Source organism: Kitasatospora sp. NPDC101235 (assembly GCF_044767505.1).
In the GTDB taxonomy this organism is placed as follows: domain Bacteria; phylum Actinomycetota; class Actinomycetes; order Streptomycetales; family Streptomycetaceae; genus Kitasatospora.
The window spans coordinates 1-17,920 of the sequence record NZ_JBIWNZ010000045.1 but is presented as its reverse complement, the minus strand read 5'-3'; the positions used below and the strand labels follow the sequence as shown (position 1 = coordinate 17,920).

The 17,920-nt window shown below is 69.5% G+C and carries 19 protein-coding genes and 1 pseudogene; 7 read left to right on the top strand and 13 right to left on the bottom strand.

Annotation, left to right across the window (positions count from 1 at the left end; translation table 11 throughout):
- Positions 1-370 precede the first annotated feature (370 nt).
- Entirely contained in the window at positions 371-1,300 is a 930-nt protein-coding gene (locus ACIRRH_RS40250; RefSeq protein WP_403077873.1) for an NADP-dependent oxidoreductase, read from the bottom strand.
- A gap of 87 nt (positions 1,301-1,387) precedes the next feature.
- Here ACIRRH_RS40250 and ACIRRH_RS40245 point away from each other — a divergent pair, with 87 nt between their 5' ends.
- Positions 1,388-2,323 carry an AraC family transcriptional regulator gene (locus ACIRRH_RS40245; protein ID WP_403077870.1) on the top strand — a complete coding sequence of 312 codons (936 nt, stop codon included), beginning with the start codon at positions 1,388-1,390 and terminating at the stop codon, positions 2,321-2,323.
- 77 nt (positions 2,324-2,400) lie between these two features.
- Here the strand turns inward: ACIRRH_RS40245 and ACIRRH_RS40240 are convergent, their stop codons facing one another.
- On the bottom strand, positions 2,401-2,664 hold the full coding sequence (locus ACIRRH_RS40240) for a DUF6221 family protein (protein ID WP_403077868.1): 264 nt from the start codon (positions 2,662-2,664) through the stop codon (positions 2,401-2,403).
- Between the two features lie 255 nt (positions 2,665-2,919).
- Here ACIRRH_RS40240 and ACIRRH_RS40235 point away from each other — a divergent pair, with 255 nt between their 5' ends.
- Positions 2,920-3,450 carry a hypothetical protein gene (locus tag ACIRRH_RS40235; RefSeq protein WP_403077865.1) on the top strand — a complete coding sequence of 177 codons (531 nt, stop codon included), beginning with the start codon at positions 2,920-2,922 and terminating at the stop codon, positions 3,448-3,450.
- A gap of 303 nt (positions 3,451-3,753) precedes the next feature.
- Here ACIRRH_RS40235 and ACIRRH_RS40230 read toward each other — a convergent pair whose 3' ends face one another.
- The gene (locus tag ACIRRH_RS40230; protein WP_403077864.1) at positions 3,754-4,551 is read right to left on the bottom strand and encodes a hypothetical protein; all 798 of its coding nucleotides are present in this window, start codon (positions 4,549-4,551) and stop codon (positions 3,754-3,756) included.
- A 310-nt stretch (positions 4,552-4,861) separates the two neighbouring features.
- Between ACIRRH_RS40230 and ACIRRH_RS40225 the strand changes: the two genes are divergently transcribed.
- A complete protein-coding gene (locus ACIRRH_RS40225; RefSeq protein ID WP_403077862.1) occupies positions 4,862-5,638 on the top strand; it encodes a hypothetical protein in 777 nt (258 codons plus the stop codon).
- A gap of 439 nt (positions 5,639-6,077) precedes the next feature.
- Here the strand turns inward: ACIRRH_RS40225 and ACIRRH_RS40220 are convergent, their stop codons facing one another.
- From ACIRRH_RS40220 to ACIRRH_RS40200, 5 genes are all read right to left on the bottom strand, one after another.
- Positions 6,078-6,611: a hypothetical protein gene (locus tag ACIRRH_RS40220; RefSeq protein WP_403077860.1), complete on the bottom strand. Its 534-nt coding sequence runs from the start codon at positions 6,609-6,611 to the stop codon at positions 6,078-6,080.
- Positions 6,612-6,881: 270 nt separating this feature from the next.
- Positions 6,882-7,103 (bottom strand): hypothetical protein, encoded by a 222-nt coding sequence (locus ACIRRH_RS40215; protein WP_403077859.1) that lies wholly within the window; start codon positions 7,101-7,103, stop codon positions 6,882-6,884.
- A 64-nt stretch (positions 7,104-7,167) separates the two neighbouring features.
- Positions 7,168-7,590, bottom strand: coding sequence for a hypothetical protein (locus ACIRRH_RS40210; RefSeq protein ID WP_403077858.1), 423 nt, complete (start codon positions 7,588-7,590; stop codon positions 7,168-7,170).
- Between the two features lie 205 nt (positions 7,591-7,795).
- Positions 7,796-8,596: a hypothetical protein gene (locus ACIRRH_RS40205; protein ID WP_403077855.1), complete on the bottom strand. Its 801-nt coding sequence runs from the start codon at positions 8,594-8,596 to the stop codon at positions 7,796-7,798.
- 104 nt (positions 8,597-8,700) lie between these two features.
- Positions 8,701-9,435, bottom strand: a complete 735-nt coding sequence (locus ACIRRH_RS40200; RefSeq protein WP_403077854.1) for a helix-turn-helix domain-containing protein — start codon at positions 9,433-9,435, stop codon at positions 8,701-8,703.
- A 391-nt stretch (positions 9,436-9,826) separates the two neighbouring features.
- Between ACIRRH_RS40200 and ACIRRH_RS40195 the strand changes: the two genes are divergently transcribed.
- Positions 9,827-10,138, top strand: a complete 312-nt coding sequence (locus ACIRRH_RS40195; RefSeq protein ID WP_403077851.1) for a hypothetical protein — start codon at positions 9,827-9,829, stop codon at positions 10,136-10,138.
- Between the two features lie 222 nt (positions 10,139-10,360).
- Here ACIRRH_RS40195 and ACIRRH_RS40190 read toward each other — a convergent pair whose 3' ends face one another.
- Both ACIRRH_RS40190 and ACIRRH_RS40185 read right to left on the bottom strand, forming a co-directional pair.
- A complete protein-coding gene (locus ACIRRH_RS40190; protein WP_403077848.1) occupies positions 10,361-10,576 on the bottom strand; it encodes a hypothetical protein in 216 nt (71 codons plus the stop codon).
- Positions 10,577-10,957: 381 nt separating this feature from the next.
- Positions 10,958-11,428 (bottom strand): hypothetical protein, encoded by a 471-nt coding sequence (locus ACIRRH_RS40185; RefSeq protein ID WP_403077845.1) that lies wholly within the window; start codon positions 11,426-11,428, stop codon positions 10,958-10,960.
- A 349-nt stretch (positions 11,429-11,777) separates the two neighbouring features.
- Between ACIRRH_RS40185 and ACIRRH_RS40180 the strand changes: the two genes are divergently transcribed.
- A complete protein-coding gene (locus ACIRRH_RS40180; protein WP_403077843.1) occupies positions 11,778-12,164 on the top strand; it encodes a hypothetical protein in 387 nt (128 codons plus the stop codon).
- A 56-nt stretch (positions 12,165-12,220) separates the two neighbouring features.
- Here the strand turns inward: ACIRRH_RS40180 and ACIRRH_RS40175 are convergent, their stop codons facing one another.
- The 3 genes from ACIRRH_RS40175 to ACIRRH_RS40165 form a co-directional block, all read right to left on the bottom strand.
- Positions 12,221-12,688 carry a hypothetical protein gene (locus ACIRRH_RS40175; RefSeq protein ID WP_403077840.1) on the bottom strand — a complete coding sequence of 156 codons (468 nt, stop codon included), beginning with the start codon at positions 12,686-12,688 and terminating at the stop codon, positions 12,221-12,223.
- A 721-nt stretch (positions 12,689-13,409) separates the two neighbouring features.
- Entirely contained in the window at positions 13,410-13,790 is a 381-nt protein-coding gene (locus ACIRRH_RS40170; protein WP_403077838.1) for a hypothetical protein, read from the bottom strand.
- Positions 13,791-14,798: 1,008 nt separating this feature from the next.
- The gene (locus tag ACIRRH_RS40165; protein WP_403077835.1) at positions 14,799-16,022 is read right to left on the bottom strand and encodes a polymorphic toxin type 28 domain-containing protein; all 1,224 of its coding nucleotides are present in this window, start codon (positions 16,020-16,022) and stop codon (positions 14,799-14,801) included.
- Here ACIRRH_RS40165 and ACIRRH_RS40160 point away from each other — a divergent pair.
- Both ACIRRH_RS40160 and ACIRRH_RS40155 read left to right on the top strand, forming a co-directional pair.
- The gene (locus ACIRRH_RS40160; protein WP_403077833.1) at positions 15,924-16,493 is read left to right on the top strand and encodes a group II intron maturase-specific domain-containing protein; all 570 of its coding nucleotides are present in this window, start codon (positions 15,924-15,926) and stop codon (positions 16,491-16,493) included. The two genes, ACIRRH_RS40165 and ACIRRH_RS40160, sit on opposite strands and share 99 nt — an antisense overlap.
- Positions 16,494-16,513: 20 nt before the next feature.
- A pseudogene (locus ACIRRH_RS40155) lies at positions 16,514-17,599 on the top strand (IS701 family transposase).
- Positions 17,600-17,920: the final 321 nt, after the last annotated feature.

Sequence of the window (17,920 nt, the reverse complement as noted above, 5' to 3'; positions counted from 1 at the left end):
TCGCCGCCGGGGACGATCTCCCGGCTGCTGGTCTGCTCGATGGCGTCGGCGGCCCGCTCCAGCACCGCGCAGTGGCCCTCCTCGATCTGCCGGGCGGCGAGTTCTGGCACCCATCCGGCGGCCCGTCGGCCCGCTTCGCCCGCTGTGGCGAGCGCCTCGTTCACCGCCTGCCGCCGCTTCCCTTCTCCCTCCTGCTGCGCGTCCTCGGGGGTACCGGGCCGCGTCGCGCCCGGGCAGGGCAGTCACCGTCGTCTTCGTCGTCGTGACCGGGTGAACCTATGTAGGGCCGATCGTTTGCTCAGCTGCGTACACATGAACGTGCTCATCGAGTTGGGCTTGGGGAGCCGGGAACAGGGTACGGCCTCCGGTCTCAGGGGATGATGACGACCTTGCCGCGGATACGGCCGGCTTCACTGAGGCGGTGGACGTCCGCGAGGTCGGCCAGCGGGTGTGATGCGCTGATGTCGAGTGCGACCTTCCCTGCGTCGACGAGTTCCACGAGCGCCGCCAGGTGCGCCGCATCGTTGCGGGCGACCATGTGCATCGCCCTCACCCCGGCGTCGGCAGGCGGTTCGATGGGGGTTGCGATCGAGACGATCCGCCCGCCTGGCCGTACCGCGGATGCCAGAGCAGCGGCATCACGCGAACTCAGCGGAACGAGATTGAGCAGAGTGTCCACAGGGTCATCGAGCGCGGTGGCGACCGGCCCGGCGGTGTAGTCGATCACGTGGTCCGCCCCGTGCCGCCGGACTGCCTGGTCGCTGCGGGCGCTGGCCGTGGCAATCACCTCGGCTCCGGCGTGCTTGGCGAGCTGCGTCACGAAGCCGCCGACCCCTCCCCCCGCGCCGTGGACCAGCACGCGCTGGCCAGCGGCCACCTTCCCGTGCTCGAACACCGCCTGCCAGGCCGTTAGGCCCGCCACCGGCACGGCTGCGGCGTGCGTGAGAGGAACGGACGCCGGTGCCGGAACCAGCAGGGCACCCGGCGCCCGAACGTACTCGGCAGCCGCGCCGGCGCCCTCCAGCCGCCCGACGACCCGGTCGCCGACGGTGAACCCCTCGGCCCCCGGGCCGATCTCGGCAACCGTGCCGGCGACGTCCCAGCCCAGCGTGTAGGGAAGATCCACGGGCAGGAACGCCTGCAGCAGGCCGGCGCGCAACGCGGCCTCGGTGGGGTTGAACGAAGTCGCCGCGACGCGGACGAGCACTTCACCGGCGCCGGGTCGCGGCCGCGGAACGTCGTCGTAGCGGATCACGGACGCATCGCCGAACGCGTGGATACGCGCGGTCTTCATCTTCATGCCGTGAACCTACGGCCGTCCACGGAGACGATCCATGCGCCAGGGTGCCCTGTTTATGCGCGTGCGTCTCATGCGTACGCTCGCCCCATGGACGTGCTCAGCGACGTGATCACGGTGGCGCGAACCGGCCGGCCCCGGTCGGCGTACGTGCGATGGCATGCACCCTGGGGACAGCAGTTCGCGTCCGTACCGGGTTCGGCAGGCTTCCAGGTGATCCTGGAGGGCCACTGCTGGCTCCTGTCGCCGCACGCGGCGCCGGTCCAACTGGACGCGGGCGATGTGCTGTTCCTGCCGCACGGCAGCGGGCACACCCTGGCCGACAGCCCGGCAACCGCAGCCACAGCCCCGGTCTGCAGCCCCGACGACGCCGAGTTGCCCGGACCCTACGCGTCGGACAGCGTCGACCGGCTCGACCAGGGCGGCCCGGCCACCGTGGTGCTCTGCGGCGCCTACCGGCTCGACCCGTCCCGAACCCACCCCCTGCTGCTGACCCTGCCCGACCTGATCCACCTGCCGGCCGATCGGGACCGCCATCCCGAGTTGCACGCGGCGGTGCAACTCCTGGCCGCCGAGGTGGGCAATCCGCGCCTGGGCACCAGCGCAACCGTCCCCGCGCTCCTGGACACGCTCCTGATGTACATCCTGCGCATCTGGATCGCCGAACAGCCCGCCCGCGACAGCATCACCGGCTGGGCCGCAGCACTCAACGACCCGGCGGTCACCGCCGCCCTCCACGCAGTCCACCGGGACCCGGCAACGCCTTGGACCGTGGCGAAACTCGCCGCGGAAGCCGGCCTCTCCCGGGCAACGTTCGCCAGGCGCTTCACCTCGATGATCGGTCAGCCGCCCCTCGGCTATCTGACCTGGTGGCGACTGACCACGGCAGCCCGCCTACTGCAGGCGACGGAAGCACCCTTGAGATCCATCGCCGCCCAGGTCGGATACACCTCCGAGTTCGCCTTCGCCAACGCGTTCAAGCGCACGCACGGGCTGGCCCCCGGCGCGTACCGGCGCCGAAGCTGATTCAACCGAGAGGACAGTGAGCACGTTCACCGGCTCTGGCGCTGATCTTGTGACGCGCTGGAGGCAGATCCCGTTGGTCAATCCTGCGGTCTCCATGCCTCCCGGTAGTCGGGGTGCTCGGCGTACGACTGTGCGAGCGCGCGGAGAGCGTAGGCGAGACCCGCGAAGCGCGGGTCCGAGGAATCCATTGCCTCGTAGTCGCGGGCCAGCATGTTCACCAGGTCGAGCATCGGCAGATGACTGTCGAGGAGAGCGTCCCCGCCGAAGCGGTGGGCCACCTCTGCATAGGCATGGCAGTCCGCTTCATAGCGGGCGTGAAGAAACCTCATGATGTCCTCCATGAGTTGATTCTCTGTGGCCTCAAACTCGTAGGAGGATCCGGGTGCGGAGTAGATCGAGTTTGGCTCTGCCATAGTCGGCGCGCTTGAGAAGTTTGACCCTGGTGACCTGGCCTTCGACCTGGCCGGAGCTCCAGCTGCTCGACAGCCCGGCGACCACAGCGTCCCGGTCGTGCAGGAGGCCGTCGGCGAACTGCCGCGACCGTTCCCGCGACCCAGGACCTCCCCAGCGCGCTGGCCTGGCTCTCCGCACCCGGAGTGGAAGGCCTGGTCCTCAAGAGAACCGACGCCCCGTACCGGCCGGGCAAGCCCGCCGCCGGCTGGCTCAAGTGGCGCGAACGCCACCCCGTCGACCTCATCGTCGTCGGCGTGACAGCCACCGACCCGGCCCACCAGGCCCTCGTCCTCGCCCAGCCGAACCACACCGGCCGACTGCGCCCCGTGGCCGTCACCCTGCCCATCGGCAACGCGCTGCGCGCGGAAATCGCCCCGCTGCTCCACCCGGAAGGGGACGTGCGCGACCTGCCGCAGACCGTCGTCGGCCTGCCCGGCAGCGGGCACCGGGGCCGCTACCTACCGGTGCTGCCCGAGGTCGTCCTGGAGGTCCAGGCAGACCAGGCGACGCCGGAATGGGGGAGGGTTCCGCCACCACGTGCGCGCCAGCCGGATCCGCTACGACATGACCCCCGCGGACGTCCTCCCCACGGAGCCGGCCCGGGCCGCCGAGCCACCGGCGGGGACCGTCAAGCGGACTTGACGCGATCCCTGCGTCCAGCCGCTCTTGCGTGACAGGCTGATTCACTGCGGCCCGGGCCGGGCCGGCACCGAGGAGAGGAACCAACATGGGCAACGCCGCACTGATGGCCGCCATGATCCTGCCGTTCTTCCTCGTGCTGTCCTGGCGCCATCTGCGCACCCTGCGGCGCCCGGCCGCCGATGTGCCCCGCTCCGACCGAATGCTCTCCTGGGCGGTCGTCTCGTTCTGGCTGCGATCCGGCAGGGCGCGAAACCAGTTTTCACTTGTCGCCGACAGCGGGCGCCCAGGAGGGCGCCGCGCCCTTCGCGGAGGACCGAGTCGGGCGGGGCGCCCCGTCAGACGGGGACGTTCTTGATGACAGCGTCGGTCAGCGGCGAGAGCTGATCGGACAGCTTGTCGAGGTCTGCGGTCCGGCCGTCGGACCACTGGGCCGAACCGACGACCACGCCGTGCCCGTAGGCCGCGAAGTTCTGCACGCGGCCGCTGTCGGCCGGCAACCGGCGCAGACCCGAATCCGTGGGCGGGACATGGACGGCGACCTGGAACGAGTCGGCGTGGGAGCCGAGAAAGCTCACCAGGTGCACGCCGTCGCCCTGGTCCGCCATGGTGAACAGCGCCACGTTGTACTGGTTGCCCTCGGCGTCCTTGTACAGCGCCAGGTCGACTCCGAGACAGCCGTGGCCCTGCGTGATCAACCCGGCGAGGGTCGGCGCCACGGTGTCCGGGCCGGTGCAGTTCGAGCGCGCCACGCCCGCCACCAGCGTGTACCCCTGGACCTGCACCGGAAAGACGGACAGCGGCATCGCCGGGACCGGAGCGCCGGATGCCGCCGACGAAGCACCGATCGACGGCGTCGCCACGTGCGGTGAGCGATCGGACGATGCCGGCGCAGCCAGCGCGGGCGGTGCGGCCGGTGCAGGGCTCGACGGCCGGAGCAGGTACGCCCCCGCGCCCGCTGCCACCAGCAGCCCAGCGGCCACCGGAAGCAGCAGCCGACGTCGCGCGCTTCGTCGCACGGGCCGGCGCGCCTGTTCGGCGACACTCGGCTCCCGTACCGCGTTGTTCTTCTCAAACTCCTTGACGAACTCTTCCCACAGGTCGTCACCGGATCCACGCATGCTCACAGCTTCCACACCTTAATGATCACCGCCACCGCTGGGAAGCCGCGCCCCCGTGCCGTCGCTGGTGCTGGTCCTGCCGAACCGGATGGTGCAGCCGTGCCGCCGACCGGCACAGGATTCGAATCGGGAGTGATGCCTCCATCGAGCCGTTGATGCTCAGCAAGCACCCCTTGAACGGCGACACGAGTTTCGGCGTCATTGGGGTACTTGTCAGGTCAGCATCGGGGTGCTCGGGTCGCCTGTGGCTCCGGGCCGACGACCTGCCAGTCCCGTCCAGGCTGCCGGTCGTCGGCCCGAGGCGCTCCAGTAGGCTGCGCTGGCCATGGACACGCACGCCGAACCGGAGCAGAGCCGGCACGACGCGAGCACTTCCGGTCCGCCGATCCGGCGGCTCTTCCGGGACGTCATCGCCGACCGCCTGCCGGGCCGCAGGCCGCCCCAGGCAGCGATGCTGTTCGGCACCGCGACCGACCTCTGCTGGGACGACCGGAGCTTCCTCGGCGACTTCTACAACGAGATCCTCCACCAGGACACCTGCCAGCCCGCCACCGCCGACGGCCTCGCCCTGCTCGCGGCCCTCGCCGTCGACGACCGGGTACCCGCCCGACAGCGGTTCCAAGCCGTCCATCTGCTGTTCAGAGCTGCCACCGTTGCCGAACGCCACCTCGCCGAGACCTGGACGGCCACCCCGCAACGCGCTGATCCCGACAGCGAGGCCCGGGCCCGCGGCGCGGTCCAGGCCCACACCCCGGAGCTGCTGATCCGCTGGCCGGCCGAATGCCCCGCGGTCCGGCTGGCTCTCGCCGGCCTCGCCGTCCTCTTCCCCACCGACCGCACCCTGCCCGCCCTGACCGCACACCTGCAGACCTTCACCCACCAGCACCCCCAGGGCACCGACATCGGCGACTACGTGCGGTTCGTCCTCGTACTCGCCGCCCAGGACGACGACCGGATCCTCGCCGTGACCGAGCAGCTCACCGACGCCTACTGGACGGGAACAGCGCGCGAAGTGCCGACACGGGCACGCTCCCTCCACCTCCTCGGCCAGATGCTGGCCAAGATCGAAGCCGAACTCACCCGGCCACCCGCCGGGCAGTGACCCCTGCAGGCACCACGGGCGAGGCACCACGCGTCGCTCGCGCTCGTGAACATTCACGGGCCTCAAGATCCGCAACTGCTGCCCAAACCGGCGAACAAACGCTGCCCCTAGAAGTGAACGAAGCCACCACTGAGACGGGACACGAGCGGCCGATTACTGACGGTTGATCACATAAGGTCGATATCGAACAATTGTTCTATGAGTATCGACGCGCTGCCCTCCAGCCCCGGCCACCCACCCGGGCGCCCCGGAGACGCCGAGAGGGCGCCCAGGGAGCTCATGCCGCGTACGCGCCCCACGACGGTTCCCCGTCAAGTCGGCGTGTTGAACACGAGTTGCCTTCGTAGCAGGGCACGGGCTGGCTCTGCTGGCCGAAGCGTTCACACAATTCCGGTCGGGTCCACGCGATGGAGATCCTCGTCATTTCAGGATCGGGCCTTCAGCCTGCTCGTACCCGGCGCTCGGGCCGGCCGGTTTCCGAGTCGAGGGCGACCACGAACACCTGGCCGCCCTGGGTGGCCAGCTTGATCCGGTCGGGTCCGTCCCACTGCGCCGAGGTCAGTGCGTTATCGGGGGCGTCGCCGTTGAAGTAGCCGACCGGCCACCGTCGTGCGGTCAGGCCGGAGCCGACGTCCACCGAGACCCACCAGAGCGGATCGATCATCGCGGTGCCCTCGTGGACCACCAGGCTGCGGTCGGAGCGGCCGGGAGCCGGCCGGTCCGCGGTCTTGTGCGGCATGCTGCCGAAGGAGAGCAATGCGAGGGGCGAGGCCAGCAGTGTGCAGCCGAGAAGCGGGACCAGCAGCAGTGTCCTGGTCATCCAGGAGCGGATCCCGATCAGGATGGCGAGGACAACCAGCACCAGTACCACGCCGCCGTACGGCAGCGGGTGGTAGAAGACCTCGATGAGCACCACCAGTCCGCCATACCAAGCGGCTTGAGCCGCAGCGTAGGTCAGTGCGATGAGCAGCATCGCCAGCGTGAGCAGTCCGAACGCGATTGTCCGTCGCTTGCGCCGCGACCCGCGGGGCCGGCCCGAAGGTATGAGCACCTGCGGAGGCACTGTGGGCCGTGGAGGGTGGGGTGGCACCGTGGGTTGCGGGGGAGCGGGCGGTGGACCCGCTGCCCCCTGTGCCGCATTGTCCTCAGACACCGGTTCCCCGGCGACCAGGCCCTTCGTTGTCCGACCGCTCTCGTCCACAGCCCCGCCCCCGGTCATGACACCCCCGCCGAGTTGATCAACCTAGGGGGACAGGCTACGGCTCAGACACGCCGATTCAACAGGGAACGACGGATAGCCCAGGGCGATCCACACCCGGCCGCGGTGCGCCGCGCGCACCCGCTCAGCCAGCACCAGGACGGCGGCGCGCACCTGCTCCACCGACTCGCGCAGCACACAGGTCAGCCGCCGCGCCTCGGCCTCACCGACCGGGCAGCCCGGCTCCTGGTCCCGCCGCTCGCCCACACCCTCCCCCTGCCCGCCCGCGGCCGCCCTAACCCGGCGTTGCCGGCAGGGGCGGGAGGGCGTGTCATCGCCCGGCCGTGTCCCCGGCCAGGAGCGGCTCCCACGCGGCCAGGGCCAGCGCATCGTCGATCACCGCGCACAGCACGGGCAGCTCACGCACCGGGTCGTTCAGCACCGTGACCGGCATCGCCGCGACCACCGCGCACACCGCCGCCAGCGCGACCCGCTCCCCGGCCCCCAGCACCGGCAGGCCGCCGGAATACGGGTTGCCGGTCACCAGGCCGGCGGCCAGGGCGTAGCGCAGTTCGTCGTCGAGCTGTCCCTCGCCGCCGGGGACGATCTCCCGGCCGCTGGTCCGCTCGATGGCGTCGGCGGCCCGCTCCAGCACCGCGCAGTGGCCCTCCTCGATCTGCCGGGCGGCGAGTTCTGGCACCCATCCGGCGGCCCGTCGGCCCGCCTCGCCCGCCAGGGCGAGCGCCTCGTTCACCGCATGCCACCGCTCCCCTGTATCCGGGCCCGGCTGCAGGACGTCCTCGGGGGTAGGGGCCTGCGTCGCGCCCGGGCAGGACGGTCACCGTCGTCGTCTTGGTCGTCATGACCGGGTGAACCCGCGTAGGGCCGATCGGGTTACGGGACGCCGCACGCGCATGGGGCCGATACCGTCACCGGACCCGCCCCGGGGTGACAGACTCTCAGCCATGCGTGATGACCAACCCGGCCGTCCGGCCCGTCGCCCGCTGGCCCAGCCGTTCTCCCACCAGGCGGCCGCGGTCGACCAGCCGCTCGGCGAGCGCCTCCTGCCGGTGCAGCACCTGGACCCCTTCACCGCCCCGGCACCGGCCACACCCGACACCCCGGCCCAGCCCGCCCGACCCACTGCCCGGCGTGCCCTCGGACCCGGCGGCCTCGCCCACACCCCGCCCGAGTAGAACCGGCCGCGCCTGCGCAATCGTCGCCTGCCGTCCCCGCGCACACCGCCCCATGTGCATGCGCGCGGACGGCCTGCGCATGCGCAGGGGCCGGCCGCACGCCACCGGCGTCACCGCGCTGTCCGGGCGGCCGGATACCCTCCCGATCATGGAGACCGGAAACGACGCGCGACGAATCAAGGCCGGCGCAGATATCGACGCGCGGGACCCGATCCTCCTGAAGGCCGCCGCCGGCCTCACCGCCGTCATCCCCCAGTACCTCACCGCCGCCCGCACCCCATCGTCGACACCGCTGGCCCGGCTGCGCCCGGCGCCGGAGCCGACGGTCTCCACGCGTGGCAGCAGCCCGCCCTCGCCCAGCAGCTTCAACCCGCCGGCCCGCACCCGGTCCCGGGCCAGCAGCGTGAGCGCGTCCAGCAGATCCAGGCTCAGCCCGTCCCCGCCGGCCTCGCCCGAAACGGTGCTTCCGATCGTTGTCACCCCCGCACCGTCGGGGTTCCCGGCAGTCGAGGCAAGCAACATGCCGTCAGCAGCCTCGAACAAGTGAGTGGTTGTGGTGGTCATCAGGAGTCTCCTTTGCCCTGGTTTCCACCTAATTCGTCACACATCCGCCACATGGAGGACCGGACGTGCTGGGAAGGAGCGGTTCGAGCTCGAGAGACGGTGGTTCAGCGGTCGAAGACATTGGGCAGCCGTCCGTCGGCAGGGGCCCCGCTCCTGGCGGCGGCATGGTCGGCGAGAGTGCACAGCTGCGCGGGGGTGAGTCCGGCCAGGTCACGGAAGTCACGGGTCATGTGCGCCTGGTCGTAGTAGCCGCACAGAGCCGCCAGATCGGCCAGCGACCGGCGGGTTTCGGACGGCAGGGTGAGCGCCCGTTGGAACCGCAGGATCCGGCTGACGGATTGCAGCGGCAGTCCGATCTGTTCTCGGAACAGCACCTGCAACCGCCGGCTGCCGCGGCCCGTGGCAACAGCCAGATCTTTGGCGGATAACTGCCCGTGACTGGCACGCAGCCGTCTCCATGCCTCGGCGACGACCGGCGAGGGGGGCGATGCGTCCGCCATGCGCCGCGTCAGGACGTTGTCGATGACCGCCCAGCGCCCCTCCCAGTCCGGCACGGCGATGAGCTGCTCGGTGAGCCTCGCCGACCAGCCGGTGCCCAGCACCTCGTCCGGGTGCATGTGGCGGTTTGCCAAGTGGTGCAGCGGCAGCCCCAGGCACGTGTACGCGCCGAGCGGGGTGAACTCCACCTCGACCGACTCCGCAACTCCCTCGTAGCCCCCTTTCACCGATGATGTGTGCAGACCGGCGAGCACCGCATGCGACGTGGTCCGCTCCGCCGGGACACCCCGGGTGCAGCGGAGCAGGCGCAGGGGATCTCCCCAACCCAGGATCAACGTCACTGTGGCGGAGGGAAGAGTGAGCCTGACCGGCCTCGGCCCCGCAGTGCGATGACCTCGGTACATCACGACCTGAGCCCGTAACCGCTCGGGTGCGCGACGTTCCGCGTACCCGCCCCTGTTCCTTGACTCCATGGCGTTTCAACCTCCATCTGCGGCCCACGGGCGGGCGCGCGTCAGCCGAATCCCGTGAAGAGAGTGCGCCTTTGTCCAAGGCAGGGGAACAGGCTCCACAGCAATCTGGACACACGCCACACGGCACCCCGGGAACGCCACGTAGGAGAGTCGCCTTGGCACACAAGGACTCCCTGACCGTTCTTCGGCACGCTTATCTCAGCCAATCCCCAGCAGCCTGTTGGGCTTTGGCTACCGACATCCTGACAGGGAGAAAACGATGCCTTCCACCCGCACCGGCCTTACGGCTTTCGGCCTGGCTCTCGCGACCGGGGCTCTGGTCGCAACCGGGATCTCGCCAGCAGCCGCAACTCCTGCGGACACCACCGGAATCACCACCGGCTGTGCGTCTCTCGCCAGCAACGCCAACGGCCGCGCGACGATCAAGAACATCTGCAACTACCAGATCCGAGCGACGGTGTCCGTCGACTGGGCCTGGGACCCCGCCTGCATCACCATCAATGCGGGGCGCACCCTGAGCATCTCCTGGAATCCGGCCGACGGCCGCGCTGAGTACGCCTACGAGTGCTAGGTCCTGTAGCCGGCCTCGGGTGACTGGAGCAGACCCCGCTTGGGGTCCAGCCAAGCCGAGCCCAAAAGCCGCCACGGGATGAAGCCGACCTCGCGTTCAGTCGGGTTGTTCAATCCCCCCCAGGGCGGTGTGGACGCGCCAGGCCTTCTCCCGGGAGGGGGCTCTCAAGTCCGAGGGCCTCTTCCCGGTGCTCAGCCGCCAGCTTGTTAACCGGGCGGTCGGTTACCGCCCCGGAGCGGCGGCCTCCTGGGTGGCCGGGTCCGGGTCTTTCAGCTGCGGGGTGATCAGTTCGGCGGCCGCGGCGAGGACAGGTACCGGGATGGTGGCCTCGCGCAGGTGGAGGAGCTGGGAGGCGGCGCGCTCGCCGGGGGTTGCCTGGGTGCGGGCGTCGGGGATCAGGGAGGTGAGGCCCCGGGGCAGGGGCTGGCTGCTGGTCACCTGGTCATTCTTCCGTGCCCCGGGTACCGGTGATCACCACGGCCTGCCATCCGGTTCCCCGTCTGGCAGGGGCTGTGATGGTGGCGGGCGATGGCCTCCAACAGCGCCTGGCAGGCATGGCGCCAGCGGACGCCCTCGATGCGCGCCTGGCGCCGGCGGCCCACCCGGGCAGCGGCCTGTTCCGCGCGGCTTCGGTGAGCTCGCGGCCCAGCTCGCCGATCGCGTCCTGCCGGGCGGCGAGCTGCTGCCGGAGCGCGTCCACCAGCCGTTCGACGGCCATCGCCGGATCGGTGCCGAACGCCCGCGCCCCGTGGTGGCGCGCAACGCCGGTTGCGCGTGTGCGGTGGTGCCGACGATTCAGCCCCGAGGGAAAACCCCAGTTCAGAGCAGGGATAGCATCCTGGCATGAGTTTCTCCCCGGGGGTAAACGCGGTCGCTGAGCCGATGCTGTTCGGAGCGCCGACCTGCGCCGTGTGCGACAAGGAGATGGAGCCGGGCGGCAAAGGCAAGGGCGGCCGCCCGCGGAAGTACTGCTCGAAGGCCTGCTCCTCGCGCAGCGACCGCCAGCGGGAGAGGGAACGCCAGGAGCAGGCGCTTGCGGCGGCCTCGGAATCGCCCCGGGGTGAAACCCCACTGCCCGACGGGCTGGTCGGCAACCCCGAGGCGGTCGAGCTGCTGGAGCTCGGCGAGAAGCTGCGCCGCCAGGACAGGGTGTTCCTGCTCCAGCTCGACCGTGCGGCCCGCAGCGGTGACGCCGCCCTGGCCCGCCAGGCCCTGGACGGCGTCCTCCATGCCGCCCACGCCCTGACCGCCCGCCACCGCGAGCTCGCCGAACGGATCCTGGCTGCTCACCCGACCCGGCAGGGCACGCCCGCTGATGCCGCCCCGGCGGCCACCGTTTCGCCCCGGGGTGAAACGCGGCCCGTCCCGGTGGCCCCCCGAGGCGCCGTTGGGGCGGATCCGGCTGTCGTGCCTGCCGGCCGGGCGGCGGCACCCGGTGCCGAAGGACCCGCCACGCCGCCCCGGGGAGAAACCCCGGCGCCCGCAGGTCAGGCCCCCTTCGGCCGCCAGGACCGCCCGGACGGCACCGAAGCCCCCCGGGGAGAAACCTCGCCCACTGCCACGAACCCGTCCGTCTCGCCCATGGCGCCCCGGGGAGAAACCTCCCCCACCGCGGGCGAGCGCGCGCTACGCGAGCCCGGTGGACCGCCACCTGACCCAGCAGACCGCCACCGCCCCTCCTCCGGCCGCGCCCACCGGGCCGGAGCCCATGGAGGTCACCGTCCCGACCGACCCGGCGCTGCGCCGGCTGCCGGACAGCGACGCCGCCGTCGTCCTCAACCCGCACGTGTTCGGCGACTGGTGGTCGCTCGCGGGATGGACCGTCAACCCCGACGTGTACCTCGTTCTCGGTGAGGGCCACCAGGTCGGCTGGGTCGAGCGTGGCCTGCCCGGCCTCGGCGACCGGTGGGTGGCGGTGTACGAGGGCTACTTCATCGGCGACCAGGCCACCCAGGACGCGATGCTCCACGACACCCCCGAGCAGGCCGCCCGCACCGTCCAGCTCGCCTACCTCCACAACCTGTGACCGCACTGGAGCGGTTGGCTCCCGCGCGGTGGCGAACGACCGGGCGGGGGCCGGGTTCACGCCTCCGTCCGGCCGGGGGCGGGGGCGGTGCCGGTCATCACCCAGTGCGGGAAGTGGGCGAGGGGGATAGCGGGCGTGGCGGGGGAATCCGGGTGGAACGTGCCGGCCGGGAAGAACGCCGTCCAGCAGCTCCGGCACAGCCAGCCGGCCTGCCAGGTCTGGAGGTGGCGCTGCCACATTCCCCGCCGCGCGATGTCCGCCACGGACGTGCCGGTGCGGCGCTCGCGGGTCGTGGAGTGCACGATGAGGCCGACGCCGGCCAGCAGCCCGGGCAGCAGGAACACGCCGACCCAGGCACCCGCCTGGTAGGCGCTGCTGGAACCGTCCTGATCGCCGGACTTCAGCTGGGCAAGGATGCCGGTCATGAGGAAGAAGCCGGCGACGGCGAACAACGCGATCGAGACGTTGTGCAGGCGGACCGGGCCCGGCTGCGGCTCAGGCGGCGGGGCCAGTGCCGCCCGCACTCCCCGATCAAGGTCGCCGTCCACCTGAGCTCGCGGCACAAGCACGCACTGATCCGCCGAAGCGCACTGGGGACAGACGGCACTCATAGAAAAATTCCTCCTGCTGGCAGCCGGGTTGGCGGCGCATCACGAACGAACGGCGGACGGGGCATCAGGACGCGACGGCGAGTGCCGGCACCGGTGCCGGCAAGGCACGCGCGTGAGCATGGTCCCCCCGTGGACGAGCGCTCCGAGGCCGAACTGCCGCGAGCATGCGGACGCTACCAGCGCTCTGGCCTGCGCTCAAACATGATTGCCGCCACGACGCCCCGCCGTGGCCTGGGCGGATGCCGTGCGGGGAGGGGTGGCCGGCCACCCCTCCCCGCACGGCGTTTCCGACCCGCCCACCATCCAGCCCGGTCATCGAGCGGGCGCGGCCGACCGGCCGGAGAGAAGAGAAGAAGGGCCAAGCAGCGGCCCTGGAGCGCCGCACAGAACGCCGCAAGCCCCAGGCCCACCGCCAACAACCAACCACCACACAGACAAGGACAAGGGCACAGAGAGGTTGCCGGGGTTTAGCTGGCCTTGATTCGGGTGCCTGACCTACGGAAACGCGATCGTTCCGGTGGTGGCTGGTGGTCGAGGAGTTGGAGGGGGAACAGGTCGGGAAACAGGAGGGGGAATCTTGGGCCCTGGCGGGGCGTCAGCGGGGCGCGGAATCACCGCTGGGGCCGTAGGGGGATCAGCGTACCCGCGCGGGGCCGGCGGACACCCGGTCCTGGGACGCCGGTGTTCGGCCGGTCAGGTGCGGGTCGGTGCGGTGTCGGCGTCGACCAGGCCCGCCGCCCAGGGCGTCACGGACGAGCCGGGCGGCCTGTTCGACGGTGGTGGTGGCCAGCGGGCGCTGCGGGTCGGCGGTGTAGGAGAGGAAGTGGCCCTCGATCACGACGCCCCAGCCGTCGAGGCGGTTGACACCGTGTTCGGTCCAGGCGAGGGCCCGCCCGTTCCTGCGGACGTAGAACAGGCCCGGGGCCCGGGTCCATCCGGGTTGCCGTCCGAGGTCGTGCAGCCCGGCCGCAGCGACCGGAAGCGAGGCTTTCGCTTGCGTCTCCAGGGCCGACACCGCGGTGCTATCCGATGTCCGCCGCGCCACCGCCGACCTCTCCCACCGCAGACTCCGCCTACCCGACACCCCCGAAGCGCGGCGCCTCCGCAAAGCCCTCAACGCCTACCGATCCGCCTGGACCACCCACCAACCTGGTGGGGCCGCTTCTTCGACTACCTGTGAGTCCGCCCCGAGCAGCTCTACACGGCAGGCATTCGGATAGTTCCAATACCCGACGTCACCATTTCACGTCCGACTCCGCCTCCAGCGCCAAGCCATCAACGCCCTCGGCAACGCACTCCGGGCACCTGAGATCCCTGACGACCCGCCAAGTGCAGAACCCGTCCGCTGACGTTACCGTCAAAACAGCGCGAAGCCCCGCCAGAGCCGGCACGGACTCTGGCGGGGCTTCTCCCGTTCAAATCACCGGATCATAATTCGCTGATGCCAGTTATTGCAGGGCATATCTCTTCCTTGCGCGAGCCAGGACATCTACCGCTTGCGTAGATCCAACACGCACTCGCACTGCGGGAGATGACACATCGAGAAGCGAATCTCCAAGCGCGGCGGCCAGGGCGCGCAGGGCTCCTTCTCGTACGAAATCAAGCTCTCCCCCATCCTCGGCGATATTCGTCAATGCCTGAGCCAGGCCGACGGGCCCTCCCACCTCTCGGAGGTGCCTGCCCGCGATGGGAATGGCAATTTCTCGAACATCGCCATCAATGTCCCAATCAACTCCGGTCAGGAATCTCTGGAGCTCAGGCAAGAATTCAGAAGACATCCCCCAGTAGTCGCAGAGAATCTGCAGTGCAAGCCGAGACAGCATGGGGTCCGCCGGCGTACAGAGGTACCTCTGAACGGCTTCTGCCTGGGCAGGCGAGCCTGCGAGCCCAACCAAATGCAAGGCCGTATACAGGTCTCGCCGATTTTCGCAACCTGCGGAGATTGCTTTCATGGCGGCGCTGAGCTCTTCATTAGTCAGCTTCCCTGATTTTGCCCGGTCGAGCATTTCTCTAAAGTCTGTCATCAGTGCCTCGGGGCATATTTCTCGGAGTAGTCAAGCAGCTTACTGGCTTGGCTGAGTTCAGCCTGGAGCCCCGGGAAGCTCGGATCATCGACTCCCGCCTTCGACATCTGGACCTTGATCTGGTGCATGCGGTTCAAGAGGCCCGTCTGCGCATCTCGAACTTCAGCGACATGATCCCACGGAGTTCCGTCCGGCTTCCTTGCCACGACTTCACCGGCGAGTTCTCGCCTGGCCGCATCAAGGTCTCGGAACGTGAGGTGCTCGGCGATCCTGTCTGTCTTAGTCAGAAGACCGCAGCTCGAATTATGCACCAGGACTGGCGTAGCCCCAGCCAGCACATAGTACGTGTGGAGGTTTGCAACAGTCAGGTTGAGGGCGGTCTGCGGTGCCGTGGTGTAGGTGCGGGTTGCGAGAAGAACGACTGGGCCGTGGCCGGGGGAGTAGAGCAGGTGGCCGGTCTGGAGGTCCTGCGCCTCGGTCCAGGTCCTGGTCGTGTCGTCCCAGTAGGGGTGATGGGCGGTCGAGACCAGAGTCATAGTCCTGGTCGTCTGCGAGGCGGCCTTCTCTTCCGGGGCTGACAGGGTCACTTCCGTGAACTTGGTGTCGTCGGGAGTGACGATTTTTGCGGTGACGGCTTCGGGTGATTTCTCGCCTGTTTGAGGGTCGGCCGCGACGACGGCGTCGGTGACCTCGACATCACCTATTGCTTTGGTGGTTCCGTCGGCCATGAGGACCTGGGTGTCCGGCGGAAAACTGTCGCACGGGATTTTCGGCTTTTCGCCGGGGCGAATTCCCTTGGTGGCCTTGTGTGTTACTAGCGCGACCAGGAAGAAGCCTGTGAGATCTCCGGCCGCGGCCCCGTATTCGCCGTTCCGGACTTCTTGGACAATATTGTCGACAAAGTCGATAGTCCCGGTGAAGGCTTCTATCGGGTTTAGGTCGTGAGCGAGTGGCTTGCAGGCGTCCAGGCCCCAGCCGAGCGCGCATCCCTTGAGATCATTGACCACCTGGTACGCACCGGCGACAACATTATCGACGTGTTGCCAGAATGGGCTCTTTGGCTTGATGGGCGGCATTTTCTTGAGCAAGCCCGGGTGGCTGGTGATCTCGTTGGTTATCCACTGGTGGCTTGCGTTTTGGGTGTCGTCCTTGATCGTCCCGTAGTAGCGGCGCTGGGCTTCGTTCGGAACGTAGTCCTTCGTTGTCTCGGCGTAGTTCGTCATGGTGATCGTGCCGCCCGTGCCGCAGTCGTAGAGGGTGCCGCACTCCTCAGCCTTGAGGCCGCTCGGGTCGCTGAGGTTGACGGGGTTGTTCTGGCTGTAGGCGTAGCCGTTCCACTGTTGCGGGTTGGCCAGGTCGAGGACACGAACCTACCGTTGGCAGTCGTGCTCCACCGGCTCAATCCGGTGCTGCGGGGCTGGACGGCGTACTTCCGGCACGGCGTGTCGTCCGCGACCTTCCAGTACCTGTCGGCCTTCACCTGGCGACAGGTCTTCGGATGGCTGCGGCGCAAGCATCGCCGAACCAACTGGAAGACCCTGCGTCGTCGTTACTGCGCGGGTCGATGGTGGCCCGCTGACGGCGAGGTGGTCTTGTTCAAGGCCGCGAAGATGCGGACCAACCGCTACCTGTATCGCGGAGCCAAGATCCCCTCGCCGTGGACCTGCGGGACCACGATCGAAGCGGTCGCCTGAGAGGGCTTGTGGAGAGCCGGATGCCTGGAAACGGGCACGTCCGGTTCGGGAGGCGGTCCGGGGAAACCCACCGGCGGCAACGTCGGCAGGGCGCCCCGGACCGACCTCACACCGTGGCCGAGGAGGCCGGTCACGGCGGTCCGGACCGGATCCAGCGGCTGCTGAACCGGATCGACTGGGACGCGGACGGGGTGCTCGACGACGTACGCGCGTACGTCGTCGAGCACCTGGCCGATCCGGGCGGAGTGCTGATCGTGGACGACACCGGGTTCCTGAAGAAGGGCGTACGTTCGGCCGGCGTCCAGCGGCAGTACTCCGGCACGGCGGGCCGGACCGAGAACTGCCAGGTCGGGGTCTTCCTCGCCTACTCCGGGCCACGCGGCCGGACCCTGATCGACCGGGCTCTCTACCTGCCGAGATCCTGGACCGACGACCGCGAACGCTGCCGGCGGGCGGGGATCGGCGACGAGGTCGAGTTCGCCACCAAGGTCCAGATCGCCCGGCGGATGGTCCGCCGGGCGATCGACGACAAGATCCCGTTCCACTGGGTGACCGCGGATGCCGGCTACGGCCACAGCAAAGGCTGGCGTTCCGAACTCGAACAAGCCGACATCTTCCACGTTGTGGCCACCACCCGCCACGACACCGTGGTCACCCGCCGGGCCCTCGACCACCCGCTCCACGACCTGATCGCCGACCTGCCCCGCCAGAAATGGAAGCGCCGCTCCTGTGGTGAGGGCGCCCACGGCCTGCGGATCTACGACTGGGCACGCGTGGAGGTCCGCCCCTGGCATCGCCCGGACCGCAAGCACTGGGTCCTGGCCCGCCGAAGCCTCACTGAGCCCACGAAGATCGCCTACTACATCGCTTACGCGCCCGCCGACGCCACCCTCAACGAACTGATCGCCGTCGCGGGCGCCCGCTAAGTGATCGAGGAGTGCTTCCAGACCGCCAAGGGCCAGTGCGGCCTGGACGACTACCAGGTCCGGCGCTACGACGGCTGGAAGCGGCACATCACCCTCGCCATGGCCGCCCACGCCTACCTCACCGTCCTGCGGGCCCAGCACCTCGAAAAGGGGCCGGAGCCGCTCGAACGCCAGACCTGATCCCCCTCACCGTCCCCGAGATCCGCCGACTGGTCACCCACCTCACCCGGCCCGTCCGCCGCAGCATCGCCCACGTCCTGCACTGGTCCCGATGGCGCCGCCGACGCCAACACCAGGCCCGGACCAGCCACTACAAACGACGAGGCCACATCCCAAGAGCTGAAGCCTCGTCACTATAAACACCGTTGCAGTACTAGGACGTGTATTCGGTCGTGATCAATGGGTTCGGGTGAGGTCCTTGATCCAGATCATTGCGCCGCGAAGGTGAAGGCCGGCGAGGTAGCTTTCCGGGCTCTTGTCATACCGGGTCGCGATACCTCG

Excerpts from the sequence above, each read along its gene's own strand:
- ACIRRH_RS40250 (WP_403077873.1), bottom strand. The coding sequence starts at position 1,300 with ATGAAGATGAAGACCGCGCGTATCCACGCGTTCGGCGATGCGTCCGTG.
- ACIRRH_RS40245 (WP_403077870.1), top strand. The coding sequence starts at position 1,388 with ATGGACGTGCTCAGCGACGTGATCACGGTGGCGCGAACCGGCCGGCCC.
- ACIRRH_RS40240 (WP_403077868.1), bottom strand. The coding sequence starts at position 2,664 with ATGGAGGACATCATGAGGTTTCTTCACGCCCGCTATGAAGCGGACTGC.
- ACIRRH_RS40225 (WP_403077862.1), top strand. The coding sequence starts at position 4,862 with ATGGACACGCACGCCGAACCGGAGCAGAGCCGGCACGACGCGAGCACT.
- ACIRRH_RS40220 (WP_403077860.1), bottom strand. The coding sequence starts at position 6,611 with ATGCTGCTCATCGCACTGACCTACGCTGCGGCTCAAGCCGCTTGGTAT.
- ACIRRH_RS40205 (WP_403077855.1), bottom strand. The coding sequence starts at position 8,596 with ATGACCACCACAACCACTCACTTGTTCGAGGCTGCTGACGGCATGTTG.
- ACIRRH_RS40195 (WP_403077851.1), top strand. The coding sequence starts at position 9,827 with ATGCCTTCCACCCGCACCGGCCTTACGGCTTTCGGCCTGGCTCTCGCG.
- ACIRRH_RS40165 (WP_403077835.1), bottom strand. The coding sequence starts at position 16,022 with ATGACGAACTACGCCGAGACAACGAAGGACTACGTTCCGAACGAAGCC.